At 69.5% G+C, this 25,722-nt stretch carries 24 protein-coding genes and 1 riboswitch; of the genes, 5 read left to right on the top strand and 19 right to left on the bottom strand.

The features are described 5' to 3' along the window. Positions 1-11: 11 nt before the first annotated feature. Together AMK58_RS05640 and AMK58_RS05635 are read right to left on the bottom strand one after the other, a co-directional pair. On the bottom strand, positions 12-896 hold the full coding sequence (locus AMK58_RS05640; RefSeq protein WP_059398708.1) for a branched-chain amino acid ABC transporter permease: 885 nt from the start codon (positions 894-896) through the stop codon (positions 12-14). A gap of 7 nt (positions 897-903) precedes the next feature. Continuing rightward, positions 904-2,058 carry an ABC transporter substrate-binding protein gene (locus AMK58_RS05635; RefSeq protein ID WP_035672758.1) on the bottom strand — a complete coding sequence of 385 codons (1,155 nt, stop codon included), beginning with the start codon at positions 2,056-2,058 and terminating at the stop codon, positions 904-906. Between the two features lie 69 nt (positions 2,059-2,127). Then, a riboswitch (TPP riboswitch) is annotated at positions 2,128-2,225 on the bottom strand. A gap of 137 nt (positions 2,226-2,362) precedes the next feature. Between AMK58_RS05635 and AMK58_RS05630 the strand changes: the two genes are divergently transcribed. After that, positions 2,363-2,740 (top strand): STAS domain-containing protein, encoded by a 378-nt coding sequence (locus AMK58_RS05630; RefSeq protein WP_035672756.1) that lies wholly within the window; start codon positions 2,363-2,365, stop codon positions 2,738-2,740. Between the two features lie 4 nt (positions 2,741-2,744). Here AMK58_RS05630 and AMK58_RS05625 read toward each other — a convergent pair whose 3' ends face one another. Then, positions 2,745-3,641, bottom strand: a complete 897-nt coding sequence (locus AMK58_RS05625; protein WP_035672753.1) for a DMT family transporter — start codon at positions 3,639-3,641, stop codon at positions 2,745-2,747. 217 nt (positions 3,642-3,858) lie between these two features. On the opposite strand from AMK58_RS05625, the gene AMK58_RS05620 reads away from it, so the two are divergent. Continuing rightward, on the top strand, positions 3,859-5,484 hold the full coding sequence (locus tag AMK58_RS05620) for a phytoene desaturase family protein (RefSeq protein WP_236778183.1): 1,626 nt from the start codon (positions 3,859-3,861) through the stop codon (positions 5,482-5,484). Positions 5,485-5,493: 9 nt separating this feature from the next. Here the strand turns inward: AMK58_RS05620 and deoA are convergent, their stop codons facing one another. The 8 genes from deoA to AMK58_RS05580 form a co-directional block, all read right to left on the bottom strand. Beyond that, complete coding sequence (deoA, locus tag AMK58_RS05615; protein WP_059398707.1) at positions 5,494-6,816, bottom strand: thymidine phosphorylase; 1,323 nt, start codon at positions 6,814-6,816, stop codon at positions 5,494-5,496. Positions 6,817-6,853: 37 nt separating this feature from the next. Then, a complete protein-coding gene (gene deoC, locus AMK58_RS05610) occupies positions 6,854-7,744 on the bottom strand; it encodes a deoxyribose-phosphate aldolase (RefSeq protein WP_035672727.1) in 891 nt (296 codons plus the stop codon). Further along, the gene (locus AMK58_RS05605) at positions 7,741-8,574 is read right to left on the bottom strand and encodes a purine-nucleoside phosphorylase (protein WP_035672724.1); all 834 of its coding nucleotides are present in this window, start codon (positions 8,572-8,574) and stop codon (positions 7,741-7,743) included. Before AMK58_RS05605 ends, deoC begins: the two co-directional genes overlap by 4 nt. A gap of 15 nt (positions 8,575-8,589) precedes the next feature. Then, a complete protein-coding gene (cdd, locus tag AMK58_RS05600) occupies positions 8,590-9,012 on the bottom strand; it encodes a cytidine deaminase (protein WP_035672722.1) in 423 nt (140 codons plus the stop codon). After that, on the bottom strand, positions 9,012-9,986 hold the full coding sequence (locus tag AMK58_RS05595) for an ABC transporter permease (protein ID WP_035672746.1): 975 nt from the start codon (positions 9,984-9,986) through the stop codon (positions 9,012-9,014). Before AMK58_RS05595 ends, cdd begins: the two co-directional genes overlap by 1 nt. Continuing rightward, positions 9,979-11,139: an ABC transporter permease gene (locus AMK58_RS05590; protein ID WP_051140177.1), complete on the bottom strand. Its 1,161-nt coding sequence runs from the start codon at positions 11,137-11,139 to the stop codon at positions 9,979-9,981. Before AMK58_RS05590 ends, AMK58_RS05595 begins: the two co-directional genes overlap by 8 nt. A gap of 115 nt (positions 11,140-11,254) precedes the next feature. Next, positions 11,255-12,790, bottom strand: a complete 1,536-nt coding sequence (locus AMK58_RS05585; protein ID WP_035672720.1) for an ABC transporter ATP-binding protein — start codon at positions 12,788-12,790, stop codon at positions 11,255-11,257. Positions 12,791-12,952: 162 nt separating this feature from the next. Continuing rightward, entirely contained in the window at positions 12,953-13,951 is a 999-nt protein-coding gene (locus AMK58_RS05580) for a BMP family lipoprotein (RefSeq protein WP_079285331.1), read from the bottom strand. 202 nt (positions 13,952-14,153) lie between these two features. Between AMK58_RS05580 and AMK58_RS05575 the strand changes: the two genes are divergently transcribed. Then, entirely contained in the window at positions 14,154-14,816 is a 663-nt protein-coding gene (locus tag AMK58_RS05575; protein WP_236778199.1) for a LysE family translocator, read from the top strand. A 17-nt stretch (positions 14,817-14,833) separates the two neighbouring features. Here the strand turns inward: AMK58_RS05575 and AMK58_RS05570 are convergent, their stop codons facing one another. Further along, entirely contained in the window at positions 14,834-15,511 is a 678-nt protein-coding gene (locus AMK58_RS05570; RefSeq protein WP_035672715.1) for a DedA family protein, read from the bottom strand. Positions 15,512-15,765: 254 nt separating this feature from the next. Between AMK58_RS05570 and AMK58_RS05565 the strand changes: the two genes are divergently transcribed. Continuing rightward, positions 15,766-17,427: a methyl-accepting chemotaxis protein gene (locus tag AMK58_RS05565; RefSeq protein WP_059398706.1), complete on the top strand. Its 1,662-nt coding sequence runs from the start codon at positions 15,766-15,768 to the stop codon at positions 17,425-17,427. A 23-nt stretch (positions 17,428-17,450) separates the two neighbouring features. On the opposite strand, the gene mrdA is transcribed toward AMK58_RS05565, so the two are convergent. From mrdA to AMK58_RS05540, 5 genes are all read right to left on the bottom strand, one after another. Next, complete coding sequence (mrdA, locus tag AMK58_RS05560; protein WP_059398705.1) at positions 17,451-19,328, bottom strand: penicillin-binding protein 2; 1,878 nt, start codon at positions 19,326-19,328, stop codon at positions 17,451-17,453. A gap of 56 nt (positions 19,329-19,384) precedes the next feature. Next, entirely contained in the window at positions 19,385-19,897 is a 513-nt protein-coding gene (gene mreD / locus AMK58_RS05555) for a rod shape-determining protein MreD (RefSeq protein WP_035672710.1), read from the bottom strand. Continuing rightward, positions 19,894-20,763 carry a rod shape-determining protein MreC gene (gene mreC / locus AMK58_RS05550; RefSeq protein WP_035672707.1) on the bottom strand — a complete coding sequence of 290 codons (870 nt, stop codon included), beginning with the start codon at positions 20,761-20,763 and terminating at the stop codon, positions 19,894-19,896. Before mreC ends, mreD begins: the two co-directional genes overlap by 4 nt. Before the next feature lie 90 nt (positions 20,764-20,853). Continuing rightward, positions 20,854-21,894, bottom strand: a complete 1,041-nt coding sequence (locus tag AMK58_RS05545) for a rod shape-determining protein (protein WP_014240000.1) — start codon at positions 21,892-21,894, stop codon at positions 20,854-20,856. Between the two features lie 464 nt (positions 21,895-22,358). Further along, a complete protein-coding gene (locus AMK58_RS05540; RefSeq protein ID WP_035672704.1) occupies positions 22,359-22,901 on the bottom strand; it encodes a TIGR00645 family protein in 543 nt (180 codons plus the stop codon). Between the two features lie 183 nt (positions 22,902-23,084). On the opposite strand from AMK58_RS05540, the gene phoU reads away from it, so the two are divergent. Further along, on the top strand, positions 23,085-23,789 hold the full coding sequence (phoU, locus tag AMK58_RS05535; protein WP_035672701.1) for a phosphate signaling complex protein PhoU: 705 nt from the start codon (positions 23,085-23,087) through the stop codon (positions 23,787-23,789). Positions 23,790-23,982: 193 nt separating this feature from the next. Here phoU and ilvC read toward each other — a convergent pair whose 3' ends face one another. Together ilvC and ilvN are read right to left on the bottom strand one after the other, a co-directional pair. Further along, entirely contained in the window at positions 23,983-25,002 is a 1,020-nt protein-coding gene (gene ilvC, locus AMK58_RS05530) for a ketol-acid reductoisomerase (protein WP_035672698.1), read from the bottom strand. Between the two features lie 163 nt (positions 25,003-25,165). After that, complete coding sequence (ilvN, locus tag AMK58_RS05525) at positions 25,166-25,672, bottom strand: acetolactate synthase small subunit (protein WP_014239995.1); 507 nt, start codon at positions 25,670-25,672, stop codon at positions 25,166-25,168. Positions 25,673-25,722 lie beyond the last annotated feature (50 nt).

The following is a 25,722-nucleotide window of genomic DNA, read 5'->3' as shown; positions in this document are numbered from 1 at the left end:
CTTTCCGCAGCTTATGCACGGCGCCGCGCCGCCTCGCCGAACAGCCCCTGCGGACGGACGACCAGAATGACCAGCAGCGTGGCGTAGAGCAGCCCCAGCGCCACCGGATAGGACAACACCGACGATACCCCGACCTCGAACAGCGCGATCAGCAGCGCGCCGGCCACCGCTCCGGGGACGGAGCCCCAACCGCCGATGGTCACCGCGATGTACGCCTTCAGGATCAAGTCGCCGCCCGCCGTGGGGGTGACGAAGTAGCGGTTGGCGAGCAGCAAGCCCGCCGCCCCGGCGAAAGCAGTGCCCAGCGCGAAGGTGACCAGGATCATCGCCGTCACCGGCACGCCGCAGGCCCGCGCCATCTCCGGGTCCTGCGCCGTGGCGCGCAAGCGGCGGCCGAGTTGGGTCCGCCCGAACAGCCATTGCTGCCCGGCGATCAGCAGCGCGGCGACGGCGATGATGGCCAGCGACTGCTCCGCCACCACCAACCCGCCAAGGTCGAGCGTTCCCCCGCCCAGCAGCGGCGGTGCCGCCCGCGGCTCCGGCCCGAACAGGACGGAGGCGCCGTTCTGCAGGATGATGCCCGCCGCGATGGTGCTGATGAAGACCGCCACCGGCGGGCGGCGGCGCAGCGGCAGATAGGCCGCCGCTGCCAGCACAAGACCCAGCCCGGCCATCAGCAGCAGCACCACCGGCAGCAGGAGAAGCCCGGGCAGCGGCAGATACCCCGGCAGATAGGGCGCCAGCGCCACGCCGAGCAGCCCGCCGGCCATCACGAGATCGCCCTGCGCGAAATTCACCGCCGCGGTGGCGTTCAGCACCAGCACGAAGCCCAGCGCGACCAGCGCGTAGGCCGCACCCAGGGCGAGGCCGTTGACGAGAAGCTGCAGGGTGATCAAGGCTGGCTCACTTCACCATGCCGGTCACCACGCCGGTCAGGTTGTCGTAGCGCTTGGCGATCGCCGGCACGCGCGAGGCGCCGTCGTAGCAGACGATCACCGCGGAATGCGCCATGTTGCCCTTGCCGTCCGACTTGTAGGTCATGGCGAGGCCCTGGTGGGTCCCGGCGGACAGAGCCTTGCGCACCGCCTCCGCGCTGTCCGCACCGCCCTGCACCGCCGCCAGCACCATGCGGATGCCGTCATACTGGCCGAGCGCGAAGGCGTCCGGCTCCGCGTTGAAGGCGGCGCGGTAGGCGGCGGTGAAGGCCTCCACCTCCGGGCTGCCGCCGGAGATCGGCGAGGCCGCCGTCTCGGCGCAGACACCCTTCAACTCGGCCGGCTCCAGAAGCGCCGCCGTGCTCGGCTGGTGCATGGCGGAGCCGGCGACGATCGGCACCGCCACCCCGTTGGCCGCCGCCTGCCGGATGAACAGGGCGGTCGGGCCGGAATGCAGGTGCAGCACCAGCACGTCGGGCTTGGCGGCCAGCGCCTTGGTCAGGACCGGGAGCAGATCCTTGGCGGCGGGGTCCACCCCCTCCTCGAACACCGGCTCGACGCCGAGCTTTTTGAAGGCCTGCTCCAGATGGGCCTTGCCACTCTGCCCGTAGGCGGTCGTCTGGTAGATCACCGCCGGGCGCTTCTTGCCCAATTCCTCCGTCACGTAGCGGGCGTGGGCCTCCTTGGTCACGGCGTCGCCGGGGAAGAAGCGGAAGACCCAGGGATTGCCCTGCTCGGTGATGCTCGCCGTGCCCGACACGGTGACCAGCGGAATGCCGTAATCCTGGGCCAGCGGCAGCATCGCCAGCATCTGCGTGCCCAGCATGCTGGCCGCCACCGCCGTGACCTTGCCGCCCGCCGCGCGCTCCAGCGCCGTGACCGCGGCCTCCGGCGAGGTGCCGGTGTCGATCACCTCCGACCGCACCGCCACGCCCGCAGGCGCGTCCTTCAGCGCCAGGACGGCGCCGTTGCGCTGGCTCGTCCCCTCCAGCGACAGGAAGCCGGTCAGCGGCACCAGCACGGGGACCGAGGCCTCGCCCGCCCGCGCCGCGCCCGGCAGGAGGGACGCCGAAAAGGCCGCCGTAAAGATCGTTGCCGAGAGGATGGAAAGGAAGCGCCGCATGGATATGTCTCCTCCTGCCCGGCGAAGAACCGCGCGAGGACGAGGAGGCCTGGGGTGTAGCGGCGGCACAGCCTCGAACGCTTGGCTCCCTTCGCTGGCATGACCCAGATCAGGTTCGATGGGTGTGGTCTCAGCCCGCCTTGCGGCAGGCACCCCAGCCGTTCGTGTGCACAGTGTGTGCCCGGCGCGCGGCTGTCAAGCGGCGGCCCGGCGCCTTTTCACAATTTCGCAACGCAACAGACACCGGAGAGTCGCGCTTCCCGTGGTTCCTTCCGCCGCCCCAACCGGACAATCGCCCCGAACCATGCGGCCCACCCCGTTGCACAGCACCGTCACCCTGCACCCCTTCGCCACGGCGCGGGGCGGCTGCGGGCTGCGGGCCGTCCTGTCGGGGCGGATCGACCACGCCGCCCTGCCCGGCCTGACGCCGCTGCTCCGCCGCGTCGCCGAGGCACGGGCCGTGACCCTGTGCGTCGATCTGGAACGGGTGGAGGTCCTCGATTCCTGCGGCATCGGCGTTCTGCTGGCGCTGCGCAACGCGGTGCTCGACCACGGCGGCGCCATTGCCTTCGAGAACCACCCGCCGCGCATCCGGCGCGTGCTGGAGCGCAGCCGGATCGTCGCGCTGACGGACTGCCCGCGCGCCATCGACGGCGGGGTTGCGCTTCCCGCCGCCGCCTGACCCGTCAGTCGCCGCGGCGCAGCGTTTCCCGATAGAGGATGTAGAGCCCGCTGGCAATGATGATCCCCGCCCCGGCCAGGACCGTGGGGGTCGGCACGTCGCCGAAGACCAGGAAGCCGAGCAGCGTCGCCCAGATCATCCCCGTGTATTCGAAGGGCGCCACCACCGCGGCGCGGCCCAGGCGGAAGGCCTGGGTCATCAGCACCTGCGCCGCCCCGCCCAGCGTGCCGACCAGAAGCATCAGCCCGAGGTCGAACCCGCCCGGCCACACCCAGTCGGGAATCGCCGCCACGCCGCTCACCACCGTGGTGGTCAGCAGCAGATAGACGACGATGGCCGTGTTGCTCTCCGTCCGCGACAGGCCGCGCACCGCGATCATCGCCAACGCGTAGAAGAAGGCTGCGGCCACGCCGACGGCAATCGGCAGGAGCGGCGCGTCGGCTTCCGGGCGGGCCATCACCACCACGCCGCCGAAACCGACCAGCACCGCCGCCCAGCGCCGCCAGCCCACCGGTTCGCCGAGCAGCGGCATCGACAGCGCGGTGATGAACAGAGGCCCGGCGAAGCTCAGCACATAGACCTCGGCCAGCGGCAGATGCCGGAAGGCGTAGAAGAAGCAACCCATCGACAGCAGCCCGGCCAGCGAGCGGAAGACGTGGGCGACGGGCCGCCGGGTGCGCATCCCGCCCCAGCCACCGCGCGCCACCGAAATGCCGCCGACCAGCACCAGCGCCACCACCGACCGCGCGAACATGAGTTGCGCCACCGGATAGCCGCTGCTCAAGTATTTGATGAGCGTGTCCATGCCCGCGAACAGGAAGATGGCCAGCACGAAGCAGCCGATGGCACGGCGGGTGTCATCGTTGTTTTCGGCGGCGGCAAGAGCGGCGGCTTGGGTCATGATTGCACAGTATCTGAGCAACCATACCGCTGCCCAGTGCCGCAACCGCAGATCTGGCCCGCGCCACATCGCCCGGGGAAGGCACCGGCGATTCACGCTTCGTGAATCGACGGGCGGGCGCTTGGCGAAGCGGAGCCGGCCTTTCGCGGATCGGTGATGGCCCCGCCCGACGCTTTGGACAGTCTGGCGGGCATCCCCATCACCGCAAGGGTCCGCCATGCCGACCGTAGCCTCGCTCACCGCCACACTCGCCACCAAGGTGAAAGCCGCCGCTTGCCGTTTCCTGCCGGAGCGGGTCATTGCCCCGATCCTTGCCCGCCGTCTGGTCGAGCGGGAGCCGCACCGCTGGCCCGCGCCCGCTGTCCATGGGCAGAAGGACGGCGTCGTCGTCGTGGGCGCCGGCATCGGCGGGCTGACCGCGGCGGCCTTGCTGGCGGAGGCCGGGGTCCGCGTCACCGTCCTGGAGGCGCACGACCGGCCAGGCGGCTACTGCTCCTCCTGGGAGCGCAGGGTACGGCTGCGCGACGGGACGGTGGGGCGTTTCACCTTCGACGCCGGGGTGCATGACATCAGCGGCACCCGTCCGGACGGCCCGCTCGGGCATCTGCTGCGCACGGTCGGCGCGGCGGACGGCGTGCGCTGGCATCCGGTGACCCGCGGCATCGTCCGCGACGGTGTGCTTCAGCCACTGCCCGACGACGCCGCGGGGTTGGCCGCCCTGATCGCGCGGGAGCATCCCGGCAGCGCCGCCGGGGCCGTCGCCTTTCTGGAGGAGATGCGCGGGGTTTACCGCGACCTCTACCGCGGCTGCGCCGAGACCGGCCTTCCCCACATCCCGGACAGCGTCGCGGCGATGCGCGCCTACCCGCTGGAATGCCCGCAGGCCTTCCGCTGGCAGGACCGCGGCTTTCTGGAGATGCTGGAGCATTACGTCCCCGACGCCGGAGCCCGCGCCCTGCTGTCCAGCCTGACCGGCTACCTGTCGGACCGGCCGGAGCGGCTGGGCGCCACCCAGATGGCGCCGATCTTCGGCTATGTCTTCGATGGCGGCGCTTATCCGGAGGGCGGATCGCAGCGGCTGGCCGACGCGCTGGTCGCGGCGATCCGCGCCAAGGGCGGCGAGGTCCGGCTGCGCACCCCCGTCCGCCGCATCCTGGTCGAGGGTTGCCGGGCCGCCGGGGTCGAGATTCTGGACGGGGAGCGCATCACCGCCGCAGCGGTGATTTCCAACGCCGACGCGCGGCGAACCCTGTTGGAACTGGTGGGGGAAGAGCATCTGCCCGCCGGTTGCGTGGAGCGATGCCGGGCGCTGCGCCCTTCGACCTCCGCCTTCCTGGTCACGCTGGCGCTGGACATCCGTCCCGACCTGCCGGCCATGACCTTTCTGAAGGATGCCGGGATGGCGGTAGCCCTGCCCTCCGCCCACGACGCAAGTCTCGCGCCGCCGGGCTGCGCCTCGCTGACGCTGATGCGGCTCGACCCGGTGGGCGGCGCCTGGGACCGCTCCGCCCCCGGCTACCGCGCGCGGAAAACGCGGGAGGGCGACGCGATGATCGCCGCCGCCGCCGCCGTGATCCCGGAGCTGGAGCGCCACATCCTGCACCGGCAGGACGCCAGCGCCGCCACCTTCGCCCGCTACGCCCACACGACGGAGGGGGCGATCTACGGCACCGATCCGGCGCTCCCCACCAAGTCGCCGCTGCCCGGCCTGCTGCTGGCCGGCGGTGGGGTCTTCCCCGGTCCGGGGGTGGAGGCCTGCGTCATCTCGGGCCGCCGTGCCGCAGAGGCGCTGGTCGGGCCGGTGCGGGCGCGGCAAACCGAGGACGAACGCCGCGCCGCGTAAGCCGGCATGTTACAGCCGGATGCGATCGGCGATCAGCGGCCCGGCCGACGGGGCGGTGTCGGCCACGGTGAAGGCGCGGCGGAGCAGCGCCGCCGCGTCCTTCGCCTGCGCCGCGCTGCGCGCGTGGACGACGGCGAGCGGACGCTCCGCCGGCCCCACCGAGGCGCCCAACCCGGCGACGTCGGCCAGCCCGACCGCGAAGTCGATGGGATCGGTCGTCTTGGTCCGCCCGCCGCCCAGGGCCACCACGGCGATGCCGACCGCCCGCACGTCGATGGCCGCCACCACGCCCGCCCGCTCGGCGAAGACCGGCTGGACGACAGGGGCCGCGTCCAGATGGCGGTCCGGCGCGTCCAGCAGGTCCGCCGGGCCGCCCAACGCGTGGACCATGCGGGCGAAGCGCTCGGCGGCCTGCCCGCTGCTCATCGCTTGGTCGAAGCGGGCGCGCCCCGCCGCGACGTCCGGCGCCAGCCCGGCCAGAACCAGCAGTTCGGCGGCCTGGGCGGCGGTGACCTCGTAGAGCCGGGAGTCGGCCGCGCCGCCGCGCAGGATGTCGATGCACTCCCGCATCTCCAGCGCGTTGCCGGCGGTCAGGCCCAGCACCTCGTTCATGTCGGTCAGCAGGGCGACGGTGGGCAGCCCGGCGCCCTCGGCCACGGTGACGAGGCTGTCGGCCAACTCCCGCGCCTTGGCGATGTCGGGCAGGAAGGCGCCGGAGCCGAATTTCACGTCCATCACCAGGGCGTCCAGCCCCGCCGCCAGCTTCTTCGACAGGATCGAGGAGGTCAGCAGGTCGATGGTCTCCACCGTCGCCGTCACGTCGCGGATGGCGTAGAGCCGGCGGTCGGCGGGGGCGATGTCGTCGGTGGCGCCGATCACCGCGCAGCCGACCTCCTTCACCACCCGCTCCAGCGTCGCCCGGTCGGGCTTGGCGCGGTAGCCGGGGATGCTCTCGAACTTGTCGAGCGTGCCGCCGGTGTGGCCGAGCCCGCGGCCCGACACCATGGGCACGAAGCCGCCGCAGGCGGCCAGCGCCGGGGCGAGGATCAGGCTGACCTTGTCGCCGACGCCGCCGGTCGAATGCTTGTCGACCACCGGTCCCGGCAGATCCAGATGGTCCCAGCGCATCACCGTCCCGGAATCCCGCATGGCGAGCGTCAGGGCCACCCGCTCCTCCAGCGTCATGCCACGGAAGAAGACGGCCATGGCGAAGGCCGCAGCCTGCCCTTCGGTCACCGAGCCGTCGGTGATGCCGCGCACGAAGGCGCCGATCTCCGCCGCGTCCAGGCATGCGCCGTCGCGCTTCTTGCGAATCAGTTCCTGGGGAAGCATCCGTGCGTCCGTTCCGTGGTCTGGTCTGTCGCGCGGATCAATAGCCGGCGGTGGCCGGCTGGGCAACCACCCCACCGCCCTTGCCGTCACCCTTTCCGTCTTTGCCGTCCTTGTCCTTGCCCTCGCCTTTTCCCTCACCCTTGCCGCCATGGCCGGCGGTGGCGAGCAGCGAATCCAGCAGCGCCGACGCGCCGAAGCGGAAGGTGTCGGGCTTGGCCCAGCCCTTGCCCTGGATCGCGGTGGCGAGCGCCAGGAAGGCCGCCGCCCCGTCGGCGTCGCGGATGCCGCCCGCCGCCTTGAAGCCCACCGGCTTGCCCGACTCATGGATGACGTGAAGCAGCAGCGCCGCCGCCTCCAGCGTCGCCGCCGGCTGCACCTTGCCGGTGGAGGTCTTCAGGAAATCCGCCCCGGCGGCAATGGAATCGCGGGCCGCCCAGGCCAGCAGCTCCGGATCGGGGAAGCAGCCGGACTCCAGGATCACCTTCATCGTCACGTCGCTCCCGCAGGCCTCGCGGCAGGCACGGATCACGTTCATCGGCTGGGTGCGCGCGCCGTCGATGAAGGCGCGGTAGGGAAGCACCACGTCGATCTCCTGCGCGCCGTCCTTGATGGCCGCCTTGGTCTCCGCCGCCACCGTCGCCGCGTCCGCCTCGCCCGAGGGGAAGTTGACGACGGTGGCGATCTTCACGCCGCTGCCCTTCAGCGCCTTGCGCGCGGTCTTGACGAAGCGGGGCCAGACGCACACCGCGGCGACCTTGCCGGCGGGGGTGACGGCGCGCTTGCACAGCGCCTCCACCGTCTGCTCGGTGTCGTCGTCGTTCAGGCTGGTCAGGTCGAGCAGGCCGACGGCGCGGCCGGCCCCCTTGGCGTCGGCCTTGACGGTGGCCGCGCTGTCGAGCGCCCGTTGCAGATCGGCGGGAAGTTTCATGACCGGCGTCCTTCGTCTATGTTCAGCCCGTCGAGAAAGCCGGCCAGCAGCCGCTCCAGGTCGGAGGCGGCGGCCGAAGCGGCGCGCAGGGTCTGGTCATGGTCCACCGGCCCGTCGCCGAGTCCCACCCCCAGGTTGGTGATGACCGCGCAGCCCACGACCCGCAGGCCGCAATGCCGCGCGACGATGCATTCGGGCACCGTGGACATGCCGACCGCGTCCGCCCCCAGGACCTTCAACATCCGGACCTCGGCCGGCGTCTCGAAGGAGGGGCCGGGATAGGCGGCGTACACGCCCTCGACCAGATCGATGTTCAGCTCCAGCGCCCGGCGCCGCATCAGCGCGCGCAGGGCCGGGTCCCAAGCGTCGGTCATGCTGGGAAAGCGCGGGCCGAAGCTGTCCTCGTTGGGGCCGGTCAGCGGGTTGGCGCCCAGCATGTTGATGTGGTCGGAAATCGCCATCAGCCGCCCCGGCCCGACCTCCACCCGCAGCGAGCCGGCGGCGCAGGTCAGCACCAGCGTGTCGCAGCCGGCCAGCTTCAGCGCGCGGACCGCCGTCTTCAGCGCGTCGAAGCCGTTGCCCTCATAGGCGTGGACGCGGCCCTGCATGCAGGCGACGGGCTGGCCGCCAAGATGGCCCAGCACCAGCCGGCCCATGTGCCCCTCGACGCTGGGCAGCGGGAAGCCGGGCAGGTCGCCGTAGGGCATGACGGTCGCCCCCTCGATCCGGTCGGCGACCCCGCCCAGGCCGGAGCCGAGCACGATCCCCACCCGCGGCCGGAAGCCGGGGACCCGGTGCAGGATTTCCGCGGCGGCGCGTGCGGCGGTCATGGCGGTCAGTTCCCCTCAGAAGTCGAGATTGTCGGGGCCGAAGGAGTGCGGCAGCAACTCGTCCAACCGAAACGTTTGGCGAAGCCCTTCCGGTCCACAGACATGAATCGGCGTGTCAGGGCGGGCGAACTCGCGCAGGCGCTGGCGGCAGCCGCCGCAGGGTGTGCACAGCCGGCCGTCGCCGGTCTGGCCGCCCATCACCGCGATCGCCTGGATGCTACGGTCCCCGGCCAGGATCATCGCCCCGATGGCCGAGGCCTCGGCGCACTGACCCTGCGGGTAGGCGGCGTTCTCCACGTTCGCCCCCGCGTGGATGCGCCCGGATGCGCCCAAAATGGCCGCGCCAACCGAAAAATGGGAATAGGGCGCGTAGGCCTGCGCCATCGCGTCGCGGGCGGCGGCGATCAATGCGCCATGGGATTCGGTCGGTTCGCCCATCACCGCTCCTTCACGTAGGGGACACCGCTGGCCCGGGGCGCCACCGCCCGGCCGACGAAGCCGGCGAGCAGAAGCACGGTCAGCACATAGGGCAGCATCTGGATGAACTGCACCGGGATCACCCCCACCACCGGCAGCGGCACGCCTTGCAGGCGGACCTGCACCGCGTCGGTGAAGGCGAACAGCAGGCAGGCGAACAAGGTCGGCCAAGGGCGCCATTTCCCGAAGATCAGCGCGGCCAGTGCCAGATAACCCTTGCCCGCCGTCATGTCGCGCACGAAGCCGGCGCCGTGGGCGGTGGACAGATAGGCGCCGGCGATGCCGGTCAGCACCCCGGTGACGATCACCGCCTGATAGCGCAACCGCGTGACCGACAGACCCGCCGTGTCGACCGCTGACGGGTTCTCCCCCACCGCGCGCAGCCGCAGCCCGAAGCGCGAGCGGGTGAACACCCAGTGGGTCGCCACCACCAGAAGAACGGTCAGCCAGATCAGCACGTTAGCGTCGTCGATCAACTCCCGGTAGACGGGACCGAGGACCGGGATGCCGGACAGCGCCTCGACCCCCGGCAGATGGACCTGCGGCAGCCGGGCCTCCCCCGGCAGCAGCGGAGTCTGGCCGCCCTGGCGGAACCAGGCGTAGGCCAGAGTCGGCGCCAGCCCGGCGACCAGGATGTTGATCGCCATGCCCGACACCACCTGATTGCCCTTGTGGGTGATGCAGGCGAAGCCATGGACCAGCGCCAGCGCCACCGAGGCGGCGACGGCGGCGCCCAGCCCCAGCCAGGGGTTGCCGGTGGACGAGGCGACGGCGGCGGCGAAGAAGGCGCCGGCCAGCATCTTGCCCTCCAGCCCGATGTCCACCACCCCCGCCCGCTCGCTGTACAGCGCGGCGAAGGCGGCGAGCACCAGCGGAGTCGCCACGCGGATGGTGGCGTCGGCCAGCAGCAGGACGACGAGCAGGGCGTCATCCATGCGCTGTTCCCCCATCATGGCCTCCGCCGCGGCGGCGGAACAGCGCCTCGACCCGCGGCTTGAACAGGTTCTCCAGCGCCCCGGCGAACAGGATGACGAGCCCCTGGATGACCATCACCAGCTCCCGGTTCACGGTGGGGTATTCGAAGGACACCTGCCCGCCCCCCTGCGCCAGCACGCCGAACAGCAGCGCCGCCAGGATGATTCCCACCGGATGGTTGCGCCCCATCAGCGCCACGGCAATGCCGACGAAGCCCACCCCGCCGGTGAAGTTCAGCAGAATGCGATGCTGCACCCCCATGATCTCGTTCACACCGACGAAGCCGGCAAGCGCCCCGGAGATCGCCATGGCGAGGATGATGTTCCGCGCCGGGGAAATGCCGGCGTAGACCGCCGCCCGCTCGTTCCGCCCGACCGTGCGGATCTCGTAGCCCCAGCGGGTCCGCCACAGGAACAGATAGAACAGCGCGCAGCAGGCCAGCGCCCACAGGAAGGACAGGTTCAGCGGCGAGGCCGGGATGGCGACGCCGATCCAGCCGAGCGCCCGGTCCATGGTCGGCAGCCAGACGCCGGGATCGAACTCCCGCGTTTCCGGCGACTGCGATCCGGGGCGGATCAGCACGTCCACCAGCAGATAGGTCATGATCGCCGCGGCGATGAAGTTGAACATGATCGTCGTGATGACGATGTGGCTGCCGCGCCTGGCCTGGAGCCAGCCGGGAACCGCTCCCCAGGCCGCCCCGAACAGCGCCGACAGGGCCACCGCCCCCAGCGCCGCCACCGGCCAGGGCCAGCCGGTCAGCGCCAGACCGACCAGCCCGGCCCCCAGCCCACCGAGATAGGCCTGCCCCTCCCCGCCGATGTTGAACAGCCCGCAATGGAAGGCGATGGCGACCGCCAGCCCGGTGAAGATGTAGCTGGTTGTGTAGTAGAGGGTGTAGCCGATGGCCTCGGGATAACCGACCGCCTCGGTCACCAGCAGCGCCAGCACGTCCAGCGGGTTCTCGCCGATCACCAGGATGACCAGCCCGGACAGGACCAGGGCAGCGAGCAGGTTCAGCAGCGGCAGGAGCGCGTAGCCGACCCAGCCGGGCACCTCGCCCGGCCGGCCGAAGCCCCGGCTCGTCACCCCCTGCGCCGCGTCCTGCGCCATCCCGGCTCCATCCGTGGTCACGCCCGTTCACCAGCCGGACGGCTCGAACGTCCCTGCCCACTGGAAAGTGCCCCGCGCACGGGGCCAGCGCAAGCGGGAGCGTTCGGGGTCAACCTTACGCTGCCTCCGCCACCCCGGCCATCATCAGGCCGAGGCGCCGCTCGTCCGCGTCGTCCGGGGCGACCTCGCCCACCAGACGGCCGTCGAACATGACGAGGATGCGGTCGGACAGGGCGCGGATCTCGTCCAGTTCCACCGACACCAGCAGAATTGCCTTGCCCTGGTCGCGCAGAGCCACCAGACGGCGGTGGATGAACTCGATGGCGCCGATGTCCACGCCGCGGGTGGGCTGGCCGACCAGCAGCAGGTCGGGGTTCCGCTCCATCTCGCGGGCCAGGACGATCTTCTGCTGGTTGCCGCCGGAAAAGTTGGCGGCGGGCAGGCGCGGGTCGCGCGGGCGCACGTCGTAGGCGTCCATCTCGGCGGCGCAGCGGTCGAACAGCGCGCGGCGGTCCATCAGCAGTCGCCCGTTGAAGGCCGGATCACCCTGGTGGCCGAGGATCGCGCACTCCTGCGCCTCGAAGCTCGTGACGAGGCCGACCCGCTGCCGATCCTCCGGCACATGGCCGACGCCGAGCGCGCGCAGCCCCCGCGCGGTGAAGCGCTCGGGCGTGGCGGTCAGTTCCTCCCCGCGCAGGCGGACGGAACCGCCGGCCGGCCGGCGCATCCCGGCCAGCGCCTCCAGCAGCTCGGACTGACCGTTGCCCGACACGCCGGCAATGCCGACGATCTCCCCGGCGCGCACGGTCAGCCCGACGCCCTTCACCCGCTCCACCCCGGCGCCATCGCGCACGCGCAGGCCGGCGACCTCCAGCACCGCCGGGCCGGGCGTGACCGGCGCCTTCTCCACCCGCAGCAGCACCTTGCGCCCAACCATCAGCTCGGCCAGTTCCTCGCGGCTGGTTCGGGCGGTGGCGACGTTCGCCACCACCTGCCCGCGGCGCATGACCGTCACGTTGTCGGTCAGCTCCATGATCTCGCGCAGCTTGTGGGTGATGATGACGACCGTCTTCCCCTGCTCGCGCAGCGCGCGGAGGATGCGGAAGAGGTGGTCGGTCTCCTGCGGGGTGAGGACGCCGGTCGGCTCGTCGAGGATCAGGATGTCGGCGCCGCGGTAGAGCGCCTTGAGGATCTCCACCCGCTGCTGAGCGCCCACCGGCAGCTCACCGACCGGGCGGTCGAGGTCGACCTCCAGCCCGTAGTCGCGGGCGAGCCGGGTCATCTCCACCCGCGCCCGCGCCATCCCGGCGGCCAGGGTGACGCCGCCCTCCGCCCCCAGCAGCACGTTCTCCAGCACCGTAAAGGGATCGACGAGCATGAAATGCTGGTGGACCATGCCGATCCCGGCGGCCAAGGCATCGCGCGGGCTGCGCACCGCCACCGGGCGGCCGTCCACCAGGATGGCGCCGCCGTCGGCGGGCAGATAGCCGTAGACGATGCTCATGATCGTCGACTTGCCGGCGCCGTTCTCGCCGATCACGCCGTGAATGGTGCCCTTCGGCACGGCCAGCGACACGTCGCGGTTGGCGTGGTTGGCACCGAACCACTTGTTGACGCCGCGGGTTTCCAGGGCGGGAGAGTGTTGGGGCATGGGGTATCTTTTATGGAAAGGTTCTTGCCCCCACCCTTCCCACGGCTTCGCCGCGGGCCCCTTCCCTCCCCCGCTTCGCAGGAGAGGGGGCTTAATCCCCTCCCCTGCGTCAGCGGGGGAGGGTTAGGGAGGGGGCAATGGTCGACGACGCGGAAACTCAGCTCACGGCTGATACGGCGTCACCACCAGCTCACCCGCGATGATCTTGCGCTTGGCCTCCTCGACGGCCTTTTCCATCTCGGCCGTGACCAGTTTGCGGTTGTTCTCGTCGAGCGCGTAGCCGACGCCCTCCTCCTTCAGCCCGACGACGCGGTGGCCCGGCGTCCAGCTGCCGTCCCTGGCCGACTTCATGCAGTCGTAGACGGTCACGTCCACCCGCTTGACCATCGAGGTCAGGATCTTGCCCGGATGAATCCAGTTCTGGTTGCTGTCCACCCCGACGCCCAGCTTGCCGCCGTCCGCCGCGGCCTGGAGAACGCCCAGCCCGGTCGCCCCGGCCGCCGCGAAGACCACGTCGGCGCCGCGCCCGAACTGGCTCTTGGCCAGCTCCGCCCCGCGGGTGGGGTCGTTCCAGGCGGCGGGGGTGGTGCCGGTCATGTTTGTGAAGACCTCGCCGTCCGCCTTCACATGGCGAACGCCCTGCTCGTAGCCGGTCAGGAAGTTGCGGATCAGCGGAATGTCCATGCCCCCGATGAAGCCGACTTTCCCGCTCTGCGAGGCCAGCGCCGCCAGCATGCCGACGAGGAAGGACCCTTCATGCTCCTTGAAGGTCACCGATTGGACGTTGGGCAGCTCCAGCTTGTCGTCGATCAGGCAGAATTTCGTGTTGGGATACTCCCGCGACACCTTGTCCACAGCGGCGGACTGGGAGAAGCCGACCGCCGTGATGACGGTGGCGCCGCGCCGCGCCATGTTGCGCAGCGCCTGCTCGCGCTGGCTCTCGCTGGTGACTTCGAACTCGCGGTAGACGATCCCGGTTTCCTTCTTGAAGCGCTCTGCCCCGTTGTAGGCGGCCTCGTTGAAGGACTTGTCGAACTTGCCGCCCTGGTCGAACACCACCGCCGGCATGAACTCGTCCGCCGCCAGGGCCGGGCCCGCGGCGGGAACGGTCGCCGCCGTCAGCGACAGGGCCAGGATGCTCAGAATGCGCGTCATCGTCATCGTTCCGCTTCCCCGTTCCGGTTTGCCCGCCTGCCGGGTCGTGACTCCCAGGATATCCAACCCTCCCGACCCGTAACAGGGGGATTGCCGCCGCAGGTCACAGGCCGGACGGGCCCCCCTCCCGCGACGCCGGTTGACGGAAGGGCGGTAGGCCGCTATCACGCCCGCCATTGTCCGCAGGGGGAATCGCATATTGGATGAGGTGATCGGCGTGCATGGTCTGGTGGTGCTGCTGCAGGGCATCGTCCTTGGGATCGCCATCGCCGCCCCCGTCGGTCCCATCGGCTTGCTCTGCATCCGGCGCACGCTCCAGCACGGACCGCTGATGGGCTTCTTCACCGGGTTCGGTGCGGCCGTGGCCGACACCATCTACGGCGCCATCGCCGCCTTCGGCGTGTCTGCCGCCCTGGACTTCCTTCAGGGGCATGAGATCGCCTTCCAGCTCGTCGGCGGCATCTTCCTGCTCGTCGTCGCGATCCGCACCTTCCGCCAGAAGCCCGAGGATGAGGAGCGCGAGGCCGCCAGCGCGCCCGACACGCCGTCCTTCCTCGGCGGTTTCATGACCGGCCTGTCGCTAACCCTGACCAACCCGGCGACCATCATGGCCTTCATCGCCATCTTCGCCGGCTTCGGGCTGGGCGGCAATCTGGGGCGGGTGGACGCCTCCACGCTGGTGGCCGGAGTCTTCATCGGCGCATCCTTGTGGTGGTTCACCTTGTCCATGGGCGTCGCCGCCGTTCGCCACCGCATCTCCGACCGCGGGTTGACCCGGCTGAACCATTGCACGGGGGTGGCGCTGGCGGCCTTCGGTCTCTGGGCGCTCGGCATGGCCGTCACCGGTATGGCCGGCTGGGCCATGGGCTGATCCCTACGGGCTGAGCCTTAAGGACTGAGCGGTGCCCCCGCCACGGGAGGATCGCCGTCCGGTCCACGCGACGATTTCTGGGCGCGACGGATGCCGTGGAAATGGCTGGCCAGCCGGTACAGGTACAGCCCGACCAGGACCACCAGCAGGCCCACGGTGAAGTAGCCCACGAGGCTGTGCGCGAAAGGCCAGCGGGACAGCATGTAGCCGGTCCAGGCGAGCAGCAGAGTCCACAGGATCGAGCCGGCTCCGGAATAGAGGCAGTAGAGCGGGATCGACATCCGGCAGGCCCCCGCCGGGATCGAGATCAGCGTCCGCACCCCCGGCACCGGCTGGGTCAGGAAGACGGCGATCCCACCATGCTTTCCGAACCACTCCGTGCTTCGTCGGACCTTCTTGGGGTGGATCGTCAGCCAATGGCCGTAGCGTTTTAAAAAGGCTTCCAACCGGTCGCGGCCCATCAGACGGCTGGGCAGGAACCAGACCAGCTGCCCGGCCAGCGAGCCCAACCCACCGGCCAAGGCAACGCCGAGCAGATTGTACTCGCCCTGCGCCGCCGCGATGCCGGCCAATGGAATGACCGATTCCGCGGGAACCGGCGGGATGACCCGCGCCAGGACCAGCAGCAGGAAGATGCCGACGTAATTCATCGTGTGCATCACATCGACCAGCCAATTGGTCAGTCCGCCAGCCATTTTTGCCCACCCAGATTTTAATCCTTCAAAAAACAAACCGGCGGGCCGTCGGTTCCTGAACGATATCGCGGCGCAAAACCGCATGTCACATCCAGATGATAAATGTTTAGATGTAAAATAGGTAAGAAACTTACACACTACCGTATGCAGTCGAGGGTCTCCGTTCGATACCTGCCATGGCGCATCCAATCCGCCATGTCAAAAAAGAGAGAACCACCATGCTTCTAAGCAACCTCAAGATATCCACGAAAATCTTGTCCATCATCATCTTGCTGGGAGCCATCTGCGCGGGCATCACGGCGACGTCAGTCTCCGGATTGGACGCGCTGAGCCGCGCCACCGACGAGATCAAGGCTTCCGGCGATGACATGAGGGTCGGCGCGCGGCTGAATCGCTTGGTGGCTGAACTGCTCCGCGACGAATACCGCCTTGCCGCCAACCCGGCCGACCTGCCGGAGGTCCTGCCCTCCATCACGACGGGCCGCGAAACGCTGTCCACGAACCTCACGAGGGTCAAGGAAACCGCCGACCCCGAGCAGAAGCGCTTGCTGGCAGACTTCGAAACGGCGCTGTCGCTCTACAAGACTCAATTGGAACAGACTCTGGCTGTCGCCCGTCAGATCAACGCGAAGGGCGCCGTCGGATTCCATCAGGACATTCTCTCTTCGGTCGAGAACAGTGCCGTCGCCGCGCGGAAGCTCCAGGATCTGAGCGTCAAATACACCGCCTACACCGACGACAAGGCGGCACGGCTGTCCGACGACGCCTCCCAACTGGCGGAGCGGCGGGCCGTCCAGCTCATCGCGGCGGCCGCGGTCGGCATTCTCGTCGGGCTGCTGCTGGGCTGGCTCATGTCGCAGTTCGGCATCGTCCGCCCGGTGACCGCCATCGTCGCCTGCCTGCGTGGGCTGGCCGACGGCAAGCTGGACACCGAGGTGTACGGCACCGACCGCAAGGATGAAGTCGGCGCGATCGCCGCCACCGCGGACGTGTTCAAGCGCAACCTCCTCCACAGCCGCGCGATGGAGCGCGAGGCCAAGGAGGCGGAGGCCCGGTCCCAGGCGGAGAAGCGCGCGTCGATGCTCGCGCTGGCCGGCCGCTTCGAATCGCAGGTGGGCGTCATCGTCAACGACGTCGGCGGCGCCGCGACGGAGCTTCAGGCCACGGCCGCACAGCTCGCCTCCGCGGTCGAGGAGGTCGGCGCCCAATGCAACGCCGTGGCCGGAGCATCGGAGGAGGCCAGCGCCAACGTGCAGACGGTCGCCTCGGCGTCGGAGGAGATGTCCGCCTCCATCCACGAACTGGCCGAGCGCGTGACCCGTGCCGCCGCCCGCTCCAAGGCCGCGGCGGATGGGGCCAATCTGGCCCAGGCCCAGCTCGATTCCCTGTCCGCCGCCATCGAGCAGGTCGACCAGATCGTCGCCTCCATCAACGCCGTCGCCGCCCAGACCAATCTGCTCGCGCTGAACGCGACCATCGAGGCCGCCCGCGCCGGGGAGGCCGGCAAGGGCTTCGCCGTGGTGGCGAGCGAAGTGAAGAATCTCGCCAACCAGACCCACGCGATGACCGAGCAGATCGGCAACCAGATCGCCGCGGTGAAGAGCGCCTCCGGCCGGACGGTGGACGCGATGCGCGCCATCATCACCCAGGTGGAGGACATCGACCGCTCCACCGCGGAGATGGCCGCTTCCGTCGAACAGCAGAGTGCCGCGACCGGCGAGATCAGCCGCAACGCCCAGCAGGCCGCCAGCGGCACCGCGGAGGTGTCCAGCAACGTCGCCGGCATCCAGCAGGCGGAGTCGGAGACCAGCACCGCCACCCACAGCGTGAAGGAGGCGGCCGACCAACTGGCCGAACGCGCATCGAGCCTGAAGCGCGAGGTGGATCAGTTCCTGTCCGAGGTGCGCGCGGCCTGACCGGCCGCGCGTCTCCAGAGCCCCTAGCCCCGGGTTCCCCCCGGCGGCGGGGGCGGCGGGGCGCTTTCCGCCACGGCGGCGCGGCCCGGATCGCGTTTCTGGCATTCCAGAAGGATGTCCCGCGCGATCGGCGCCGCCGCGGTGGACCCCCCGCCGCCATGCTCCACGAACACCGCGCAGGCGTAGCGCGGGGAGCTGACCGGCGCATAGGAGATGAACAGCGCGTGGTCGCGCTCCCGCCAGGGCAGGTCCTCGTTCTTCTTCACGCCGGTGCTGCGCTCGGCCATGGTGATGCGGCGAACCTGGGCGGAGCCGGTCTTGCCGGCCATCTCATAGCCGGGTTCGGTGATGCGCGACTTGTAGGCGGTGCCGTTCGGCGCGTTGGTCACCTCGTAGAGGCCGCGCAGGACGAGGTCGAGATTTTCCTTCTTGACCCCGATCGGCGGCCAGCTCGTCTGTTCGCCCGACAGCGCCTTGATCTGCTTGGTCAGGTGGGGCTTCACCGCGAAGCCGCCGTTGGCCAGCCGCGCGGTCATGGCGACGAGCTGCATCGGCGTGGACAGCACGTAGCCCTGCCCGATCGCCGCGATCAGCGTTTCGCCCTGCGCCCAGGGCTTGCCGAGCGCGCCCTTCTTCCAGTCGATGGAGGGGATCAGGCCCGGCCGCTCGTGCGGCAGGTCCAGCCCGGTCAGCTGCCCCATGTCGAAGCGGTTGGCCATCTCGGCGATGCGGTCGATGCCGATGCGCCGCGATACGTCGTAGAACCACACGTCGCAGGAATGGCGCAGCGCGCCGACGACGTCCACCGTGCCGTGCCCGCCCTTCTTCCAACAGTGGAAGCGGTGGTCGCCGAGGTCCATGTGGCCCGGGCAGAAGACCGTGTGGTTGCGGCTGATCAGGCCAGACTCCAGCGCCGCCAGAGCCACCACCGGCTTAAAGGTGGAACCCGGCGGGTACTGCCCGGCCACCGCCTTGTTGTTCAGCGGGGTCGCCTGGTTGGACAGCAGCTCCTCCCACAGCTCGGCGCTGATGCCCATGGTGAACTGGTTGGGGTCGTAGCTGGGATGCGAGCACAGGGCGTAGATGCCGCCGGTGTGCACGTCCATCACCACGCAGGAGGCGCTGACCTCCTGCGACAGCCGTTGCTGCACGAATTTCTGCAGGCCGATGTCGATGGTCAGCTGGACCTCGCGGCCCGGCTGACCCTCGTCGCGCGACAGCTCACGGATAACGCGCCCGACCGCATTGACTTCGAGCTGGCTGGTGCCCGCCGTGCCGCGCAGCGCCTTCTCGTGATACTTCTCCATCCCGGCCTTGCCGATGCGGAAGCCGGGCAGCGACAGCACCGGGTCGCCGTTTAGCTCCGCCTCCGACACGGCGCCGACATAGCCCAGGATGTGGGCGGTCGCCTCCGCCTCCGGGTAGTGGCGGATCTCGCCGACCTCGATGGCGACGCCCGGCAGGTCCGGCGTGTTCATCTCGATGGTGGCGACCTGTTCCCAGGTCAGGTTCTCGCGCACGGTGACCGGCACGAAGCGGCGCTTGCGGTGCAGCTCGCGCATCACGCGGCGGCGGTCGCCATCGGTCAGCGGGACGATCTTGGAGATCTTGTCCAGCGTGTCCTGGATGTTGCGCGTGCGCTCCGACACCACGACGACGCGGTAGTTCTGCTGGTTCACCGCCAACGGCGCGCCGAACCGGTCGACGATGGTGCCGCGCGACGGAGCGACCAGCCGCAGGCTGATGCGGTTCTCCTCCGCCAGCATGGTGTAGCGCGCGGATTCCACCACCTGAAGGTAATAGAGCCGCCCGACCAGAGCGGACAGACCGGCGAGCTTCAGCCCGCCCAGCACGGCGGCGCGGCGGGTCAGCAGGCGGTAGCGGTCGGTGTCGCGGTCCATCGCAGTCAAAGGCTCACATCCTCTGCCAGATCATCCCTGCCCGTCACCCTTGCCGGCTATCCCTGCAGAAACGCACGGTGGACGCGGATCAGCATCCAGGCGATCGCCGGGAAGAAGGCCATGGTCAACAGCGCCTGGAACAGCGCCGGCCGGAACGGCAGCACCGTCGCCTGGAGCGCCGAAAAGGCCAGCCATTGAATGCAGGCCACGCCCATCATGACCAGCCCGAAGCCGAACCACATCAGGGCGAAGGTGCTGGACGCCAGCACGCGCCGCTGGCTGGACACCGCCCAATGGACCAGCACCAGCACCAGCGCGTTCACCCCCAGCGGTCCGCCGGTCAGCAGGTCCTGCAGCAACCCGATCAGGAAGGCGGTGCCCGGCCCCATCAGGTCGGGCCTATGAATCGCCCAATAATAGACGGCGATGGCGGTCAGGAAAGGCGCCACCGACGCATAGCCGGGCAGCGGCACCGGGATCATCCCGGCCAGCGCCAGCATGACCGTCACCGCGAACGGGGCGAGATTCCGCCCCGTCTTGTCCAGCCGCTGCCACAGGGTCAGCGTCATTTCGACTCGGATGACGGTTCCGACTCGCTTCCCGGCAGGCTGAACTCGACCAGCTGCAGGTGCTCGACCCGCGAAAGATCGACGTTCGGTTGCACCCGGACGCCACGTTCACCAGCCGAGGACACCACGCCCACCGGCAGGCCCGGCGGGAACTGCCCGCCATGACCGGAGGTCACCACCCGCTCGCCCACCTGCACCGGGGCTTCCGGCGGCAGGTAAAGGAGCCGCGTCTGGTCGGAATTATCGCCCGCCATCACCGCCCGCTGGCGCGAGCGCTCCAGCACCACGGGGATGCGTGTGTTGATGTCGGTCAGCAGGAGGACGCGCGCCGACCACTCCCCGACCTCGATCACCCGGCCGACCAGCCCGCTGCCGGCGATGGCCGCCTGCCCCTTGCGCACCCCGTCGCGGCGGCCGGCGGTGACCACCAGCGTGCGCAGGAAAGAGCTGCCGGGAGCGGCGATGACGCGTGCCGTGATGAAGGAGGAGGACGGCTCCGGCGTCGCCTTCAGCAGCGAGCGGAGGCTGATGTTCTCCGCCTCCAGCCGCAGCGCCGCCTGCTTCCACTGCAGCAGCCGCGCGTTCTCCGCCTTCAACCGCTGGTTCTCCTCGAAGGCGTTCTGCACCTCGACCACCGACTCCACGACATGGGCGGCGGTGGCGGCGGGGCGCGAGATCGCGTCGAGGATCGGGGCGAAGGCGTCGGTCACCCGAGCGCGCGCGCTGTCCACCGACAGCGCGTCGATCCGGCCCACCATCATCAGGGCGATGGAAGCGAGCACCAGCAAGAGAAAGGAGAAGCGCTGGGCGAGCGCCCGCAGCGGAGCGGCAAGGCGCACGACGGAACCGGAATTGCGAGGCTTCACAGGATCATCCCGTCCAGGTACGCGATCCGCCCCCGGCTACGCCGGCGAATGGACGAACCACCGGGGGAACCCAACCGAGCAATACACCAATCAGTAGGCGCTGACCAAGACGTTTCGCAGCGTCTTCATCTCTTCCAGCGCCCGCCCGGTGCCCAGCGCGACGCAGGACAGCGGGTCGTCGGCGATCGACACCGGCAGGCCGGTGGCGTGGCGCAGGACGAAGTCCAAGTTGCCCAGCAGGGCGCCGCCGCCGGTCAGCACGATGCCCTTGTCCACGATGTCCGCGGCCAGTTCCGGCGCCGTGTGCTCCAGCGCGACCTTCACCGCCTCGACGATGGCCGACACCGGCTCCGCCAGGGACTCGGCGATCTGCCGCTCGGAGATGATGAGCTCCTTGGGCACGCCGTTCATCAGGTCGCGGCCCTTGATCTCCAGGATGCGGCCCTCGCCGTCTTCCGGCGGGCAGGCCGAGCCGATTTCCTTCTTGATCCGCTCCGCCGAGCCTTCGCCGACCAGCAGGTTGTGGGTGCGGCGGATGTAGCCGATGATGGCTTCGTCCATCTTGTCGCCGCCCACGCGGACCGAGCGGGAATAGACGATGCCGCCCAGCGACAGGACGGCCACCTCGGTGGTGCCGCCGCCGATGTCCACGACCATGGAGCCGGTCGGCTCCGTCACCGGAAGCCCGGCGCCGATCGCGGCGGCCATCGGCTCCTCGATCAGGAAGACGCGGCGGGCGCCGGCGGCCTCCGCCGATTCCTGGATCGCGCGGCGCTCCACGGCGGTGGAGCCCGACGGCACGCAGATGATGACCTGCGGGCTGGCGAAGCTGCGCCGGTTGTGCACCTTGCGGATGAAGTGCTTGATCATCTCCTCGGCGACTTCGAAGTCGGCGATGACGCCGTCGCGGAGGGGGCGGATGGCCTGGATGTTGCCGGGCGTGCGGCCCAGCATCATCTTCGCCTCGTCGCCGACGGCCAGCACCTGCTTCTTGCCGCGGACGTTGGCGATGGCCACGACCGAGGGTTCGTTCAGAACGATGCCGCGGCCCTTGACATAGACCAGGGTGTTGGCCGTCCCCAAATCGATCGCCATGTCGGCGGAAAGCACGCCGAGGAGTTTGGAAAGCATGGACCCGACTAACTCTTCATTGCGGTTGAGACGGCCTTGCCGGCGATGTGCCCGCTCCGATGCGGAGGGCCACGCCCGCCAACGGTTCCATAGACGAATGCCCCTTCGCGCTCAAGCGGAGAGTGCAGCCGGCACGCCTTGCCGAGCCCTGTTGCCGACGCCCGTGGGGCGGGTGCCGGCGCCGGTCCGGCGCTCTGGTCGATGGGAGGCGGTCCTTGAGGCAAGGCCGGTCCCGGCGGAATGTCCAGTCCCCGAGATGCTGGCGGATCGCCATCATTCGGTGCCCGCCACACTGCCGTGTCAGGGTTAATTTTCCGTCAACAGGAGGAGGAAGCCTCCGGCGTCCGGCCAAACGCCCCGCTCGCGGCGGGGGTATCCTTAGGCTGATTCCCAACCCGCCGCAACGGCTTTGTGTCGGGTTTGAAACCGCTCCGGCGCCCCGGTGCCGGCCCCCTCCGGCGGCCTCAATGATGGTCGGATTTCGCCGCGGCCGCAGCCTTGCCGTGCGCTCCGTGATGGCTTCCCTCCAGCCGGTCCATCAGGGCCAGCAGGACGCCCGACACCACGAAGGTCATGTGGACGATGACCATCCACATCAGGTTTTCCTTGCTGGTGTTGTCGATGTTCATGAAGCTCTTCAGCAGGTGGATGCCGGAGATCGCCACGATGGAGGCGATCAGCTTCAGCTTCAGCCCGCCGAAGTCGACCTTGCCCATCCAGTCCGGACGGTCCTTGTGATCGGCCACGTCGATCTTCGACACGAAGTTCTCGTATCCCGAGAAGATCACCATCAGCAGCAGGTTGCCGGCCAGCGACAGGTCGATCAGGGTCAGCACGGCCAGCAGCACGTCCTTTTCCTGCATCTCCAGCACATGCGGGACGATGTGGAAGATCTCCTGCGTGAACTTCGTCAGCAGAAGCACCAGCGACACGACGAGCCCCAGATAGAAGGGGGCGAGCAGCCAGCGGCTGGCGAAGATGATCTGTTCGAAACGGCGTTCGATCATGACGGTCGGCGTCCGTGCTTGGTCATAAGGGGTAGAAGGGCCGGACTCTTGCCATTTCGCACATGCGAAATCAACCGTTCCCGTGCGGCGCCCGCCGCGCCACCCCGCGGCAACGGCACTGGCCTGCGGGGCTGCGAGACGGTAAGATTTCCGGCCGTCCGCCGCACCGATAAGGCCAGCCCCATGAAGCACCCCGCCCCGCACATCGTCACCGCGTTCGAAGACGCCATGAAGCGGCTGAAGGCCAGCATCGTGCAGATGGCGGGCGCCGCGGAAACCCAGCTGGACGGCGCGCTGACCTGCCTGACCCAGCGGAACCCGGAGCAGGCCCGCGCCATCGTCGAGTCAGACGCGCGGCTCGACAGCTACGAGCACGAGATCGAGGCGAACTGCATGCGCATGCTGGTGCTGCGCCAACCGGTGGCCGACGACCTGCGCGAGGTGATCGCCGCCCTGAAGATCGCCGGCAATCTGGAGCGCGTCGGCGACCACGCCGCCAACACCGCCCGCCGCGCCGTCTCCGTGGCGGAGTTTCCCGAATCCCCGGCGATGAGCACCCTGCCCAATCTGGGCCGCCTGGTGCGCCAGCGCCTGACCACCGCGGTGGATGCCTACGTGGACGGCGACGTCGAGCTGGCGCTGCGCGTCTGGCGCACCGACGACGAGGTCGACGCGCTCTACACCAGCCTGTGCGAGAGCATCAACCAGTCGGCGGCCCGCCTGCCGGAGATGTTCACCGCCCACATGCATCTGCTGTTCATCGCCAAGAGCCTGGAGCGCATCGGCGACCACGCGACCAACATCGCGGAGGTGGTGCATTTCGTGCACACCGGCCGGCCGCTGCTCGACGAGCGCCCGAAGGCGGATCGGTCGCGGGGGGATGTGTAAGGGAAAGCGAGCGGTTGCCCCCTCCCCGACCCTCCCCCACTGACGCAGGGGAGGGAACTGCCGCCGCTGCGCATCGTCTCCCTCTCCTGCGCAGCGGGGGAGGGCCGGGGTGGGGGCAAGACAGTGCAGCGGCCCCACAAACGAAAAAGCGCGCCTCGCGGCGCGCTTTCCCGTTTCTCGATCCAGGAACCGATCAGTTCTTGGACTTGTCGACCAGACGGCGCTCGGCGATCCAGGGCATCATGGCGCGCAGCTTCTCGCCGACCTGCTCGATCGAATGCTCGGCGTTGCGGCGGCGGGTCGCCTTGAAGGACGGCTGGCCGGCCTTGCACTCCAGCATCCAATCGCGGACGAAGCGGCCGGTCTGGATGTCCTCCAGAACGCGCTTCATCTCGGCCTTGGTCTCCGGGGTGATGATGCGCGGGCCGGTCTTGTAGTCGCCGTATTCGGCGGTGTTGGAGATCGAGTAGCGCATGTTGGCCATGCCGCCCTCATACATGAGGTCGACGATCAGCTTCACCTCGTGCAGGCACTCGAAATAGGCCATCTCCGGGGCGTAGCCGGCCTCGGTCAGCGTCTCGTAGCCGGCCTTGATCAGCTCGGTCAGGCCGCCGCAGAGCACAGCCTGCTCGCCGAACAGGTCGGTCTCGCACTCTTCCTTGAAGGTGGTCTCGATGATGCCGGCGCGGCCGCCGCCGATGGCCGAGGCGTAGGACAGGGCGATGTCCAGCGCGTTGCCCGAGGCGTTCTGGTGCACGGCCACGAGGCAGGGCACGCCGCCGCCGCGCTGATACTCGCCGCGGACGGTGTGGCCGGGGCCCTTCGGCGCGATCATGAACACGTCGAGGTCGGCGCGCGGCTCGATCAGGTTGAAGTGCACGTTCAGGCCGTGCGCGAAGGCCAGGGCGGCGCCTTCCTTCAGGTTCTTGGCGAGATCGTCGCGGTAGAGGTCGGCCTGCAGCTCGTCCGGGGTGAGGATCATCACCACGTCGGCCCAGGCGGCGGCCTCGGCCGGGGACATGACCGTGAAGCCGGCGTTCTCGGCCTTCTTGATGGTGGCCGAGCCGGGGCGGAGGGCGATGCGCACGTCCTTCACGCCGCTGTCACGCAGGTTGTTGGCGTGGGCGTGGCCCTGGCTGCCGTAGCCGACGATGACGACCTTCTTCCCCTTGATCAGGTTCACGTCGGCATCACGATCATAATAGACGCGCATGGTGGTCTTCCTTGGATTTTTCGATCTGGTGGTGCGAGTTTTGCGCAGCGGAATTACTCCACCGGCGAAAGGGCCGCGTCAAGCAGAACACTGTTCGGTAGGCGGATAAAGGACGGCGGGCTGGGTCGCTTCACACTCATGGCCCGCCGTCATAAGGCCGGGATCAGAACCCGGTGGCTCCCTTGGACATGGCGACGACGCCGGTCCGGCTGGCCTCGACGAGGCCGAGCTGGGCCATCAGCCCGACGAAGTCGTCGACCTCCGCCGTCGTGCCGGTCAGTTCGAACACGAAGGATGTCAGGGTGGCGTCCACCACCTTCGCCTTGAAGATGTCGGCCAGGCGCAGCGCCTCGATGCGGCGCTCGCCGGTGCCGGCAACCTTGACCAGCGCCAGTTCGCGCTCCACCGACGGTCCCTCGTCCGTCAGGTCGTGCACCTTGTGCACCGGCACGAGCCGGTCGAGCTGGGCCTTGATCTGCTCCACCACCATGCGGGTGCCGGAGGTGACCAGGGTGATGCGCGACAGGTGGTCGGCGTTGTTCACCTCCGCCACCGTCAGGCTTTCGATGTTGTAGCCGCGGCCCGAGAACAGGCCGATGACGCGGGCCAGCACGCCCGGCTCGTTGTCCACCAGCACGGCGATGGTGTGCTTCTCGATCTTCTCTTCCACGATCCGTACTCCGCCAGAGGGCCTTCAACCGTTCGTCTTGGTCGCCGCGA

This window comes from Azospirillum brasilense (assembly GCF_001315015.1).
Taxonomy (GTDB): domain Bacteria; phylum Pseudomonadota; class Alphaproteobacteria; order Azospirillales; family Azospirillaceae; genus Azospirillum; species Azospirillum brasilense.
The sequence above is the reverse complement of the archived record's forward strand: the minus strand, read 5'-3'. Positions and strand labels throughout refer to the sequence as shown.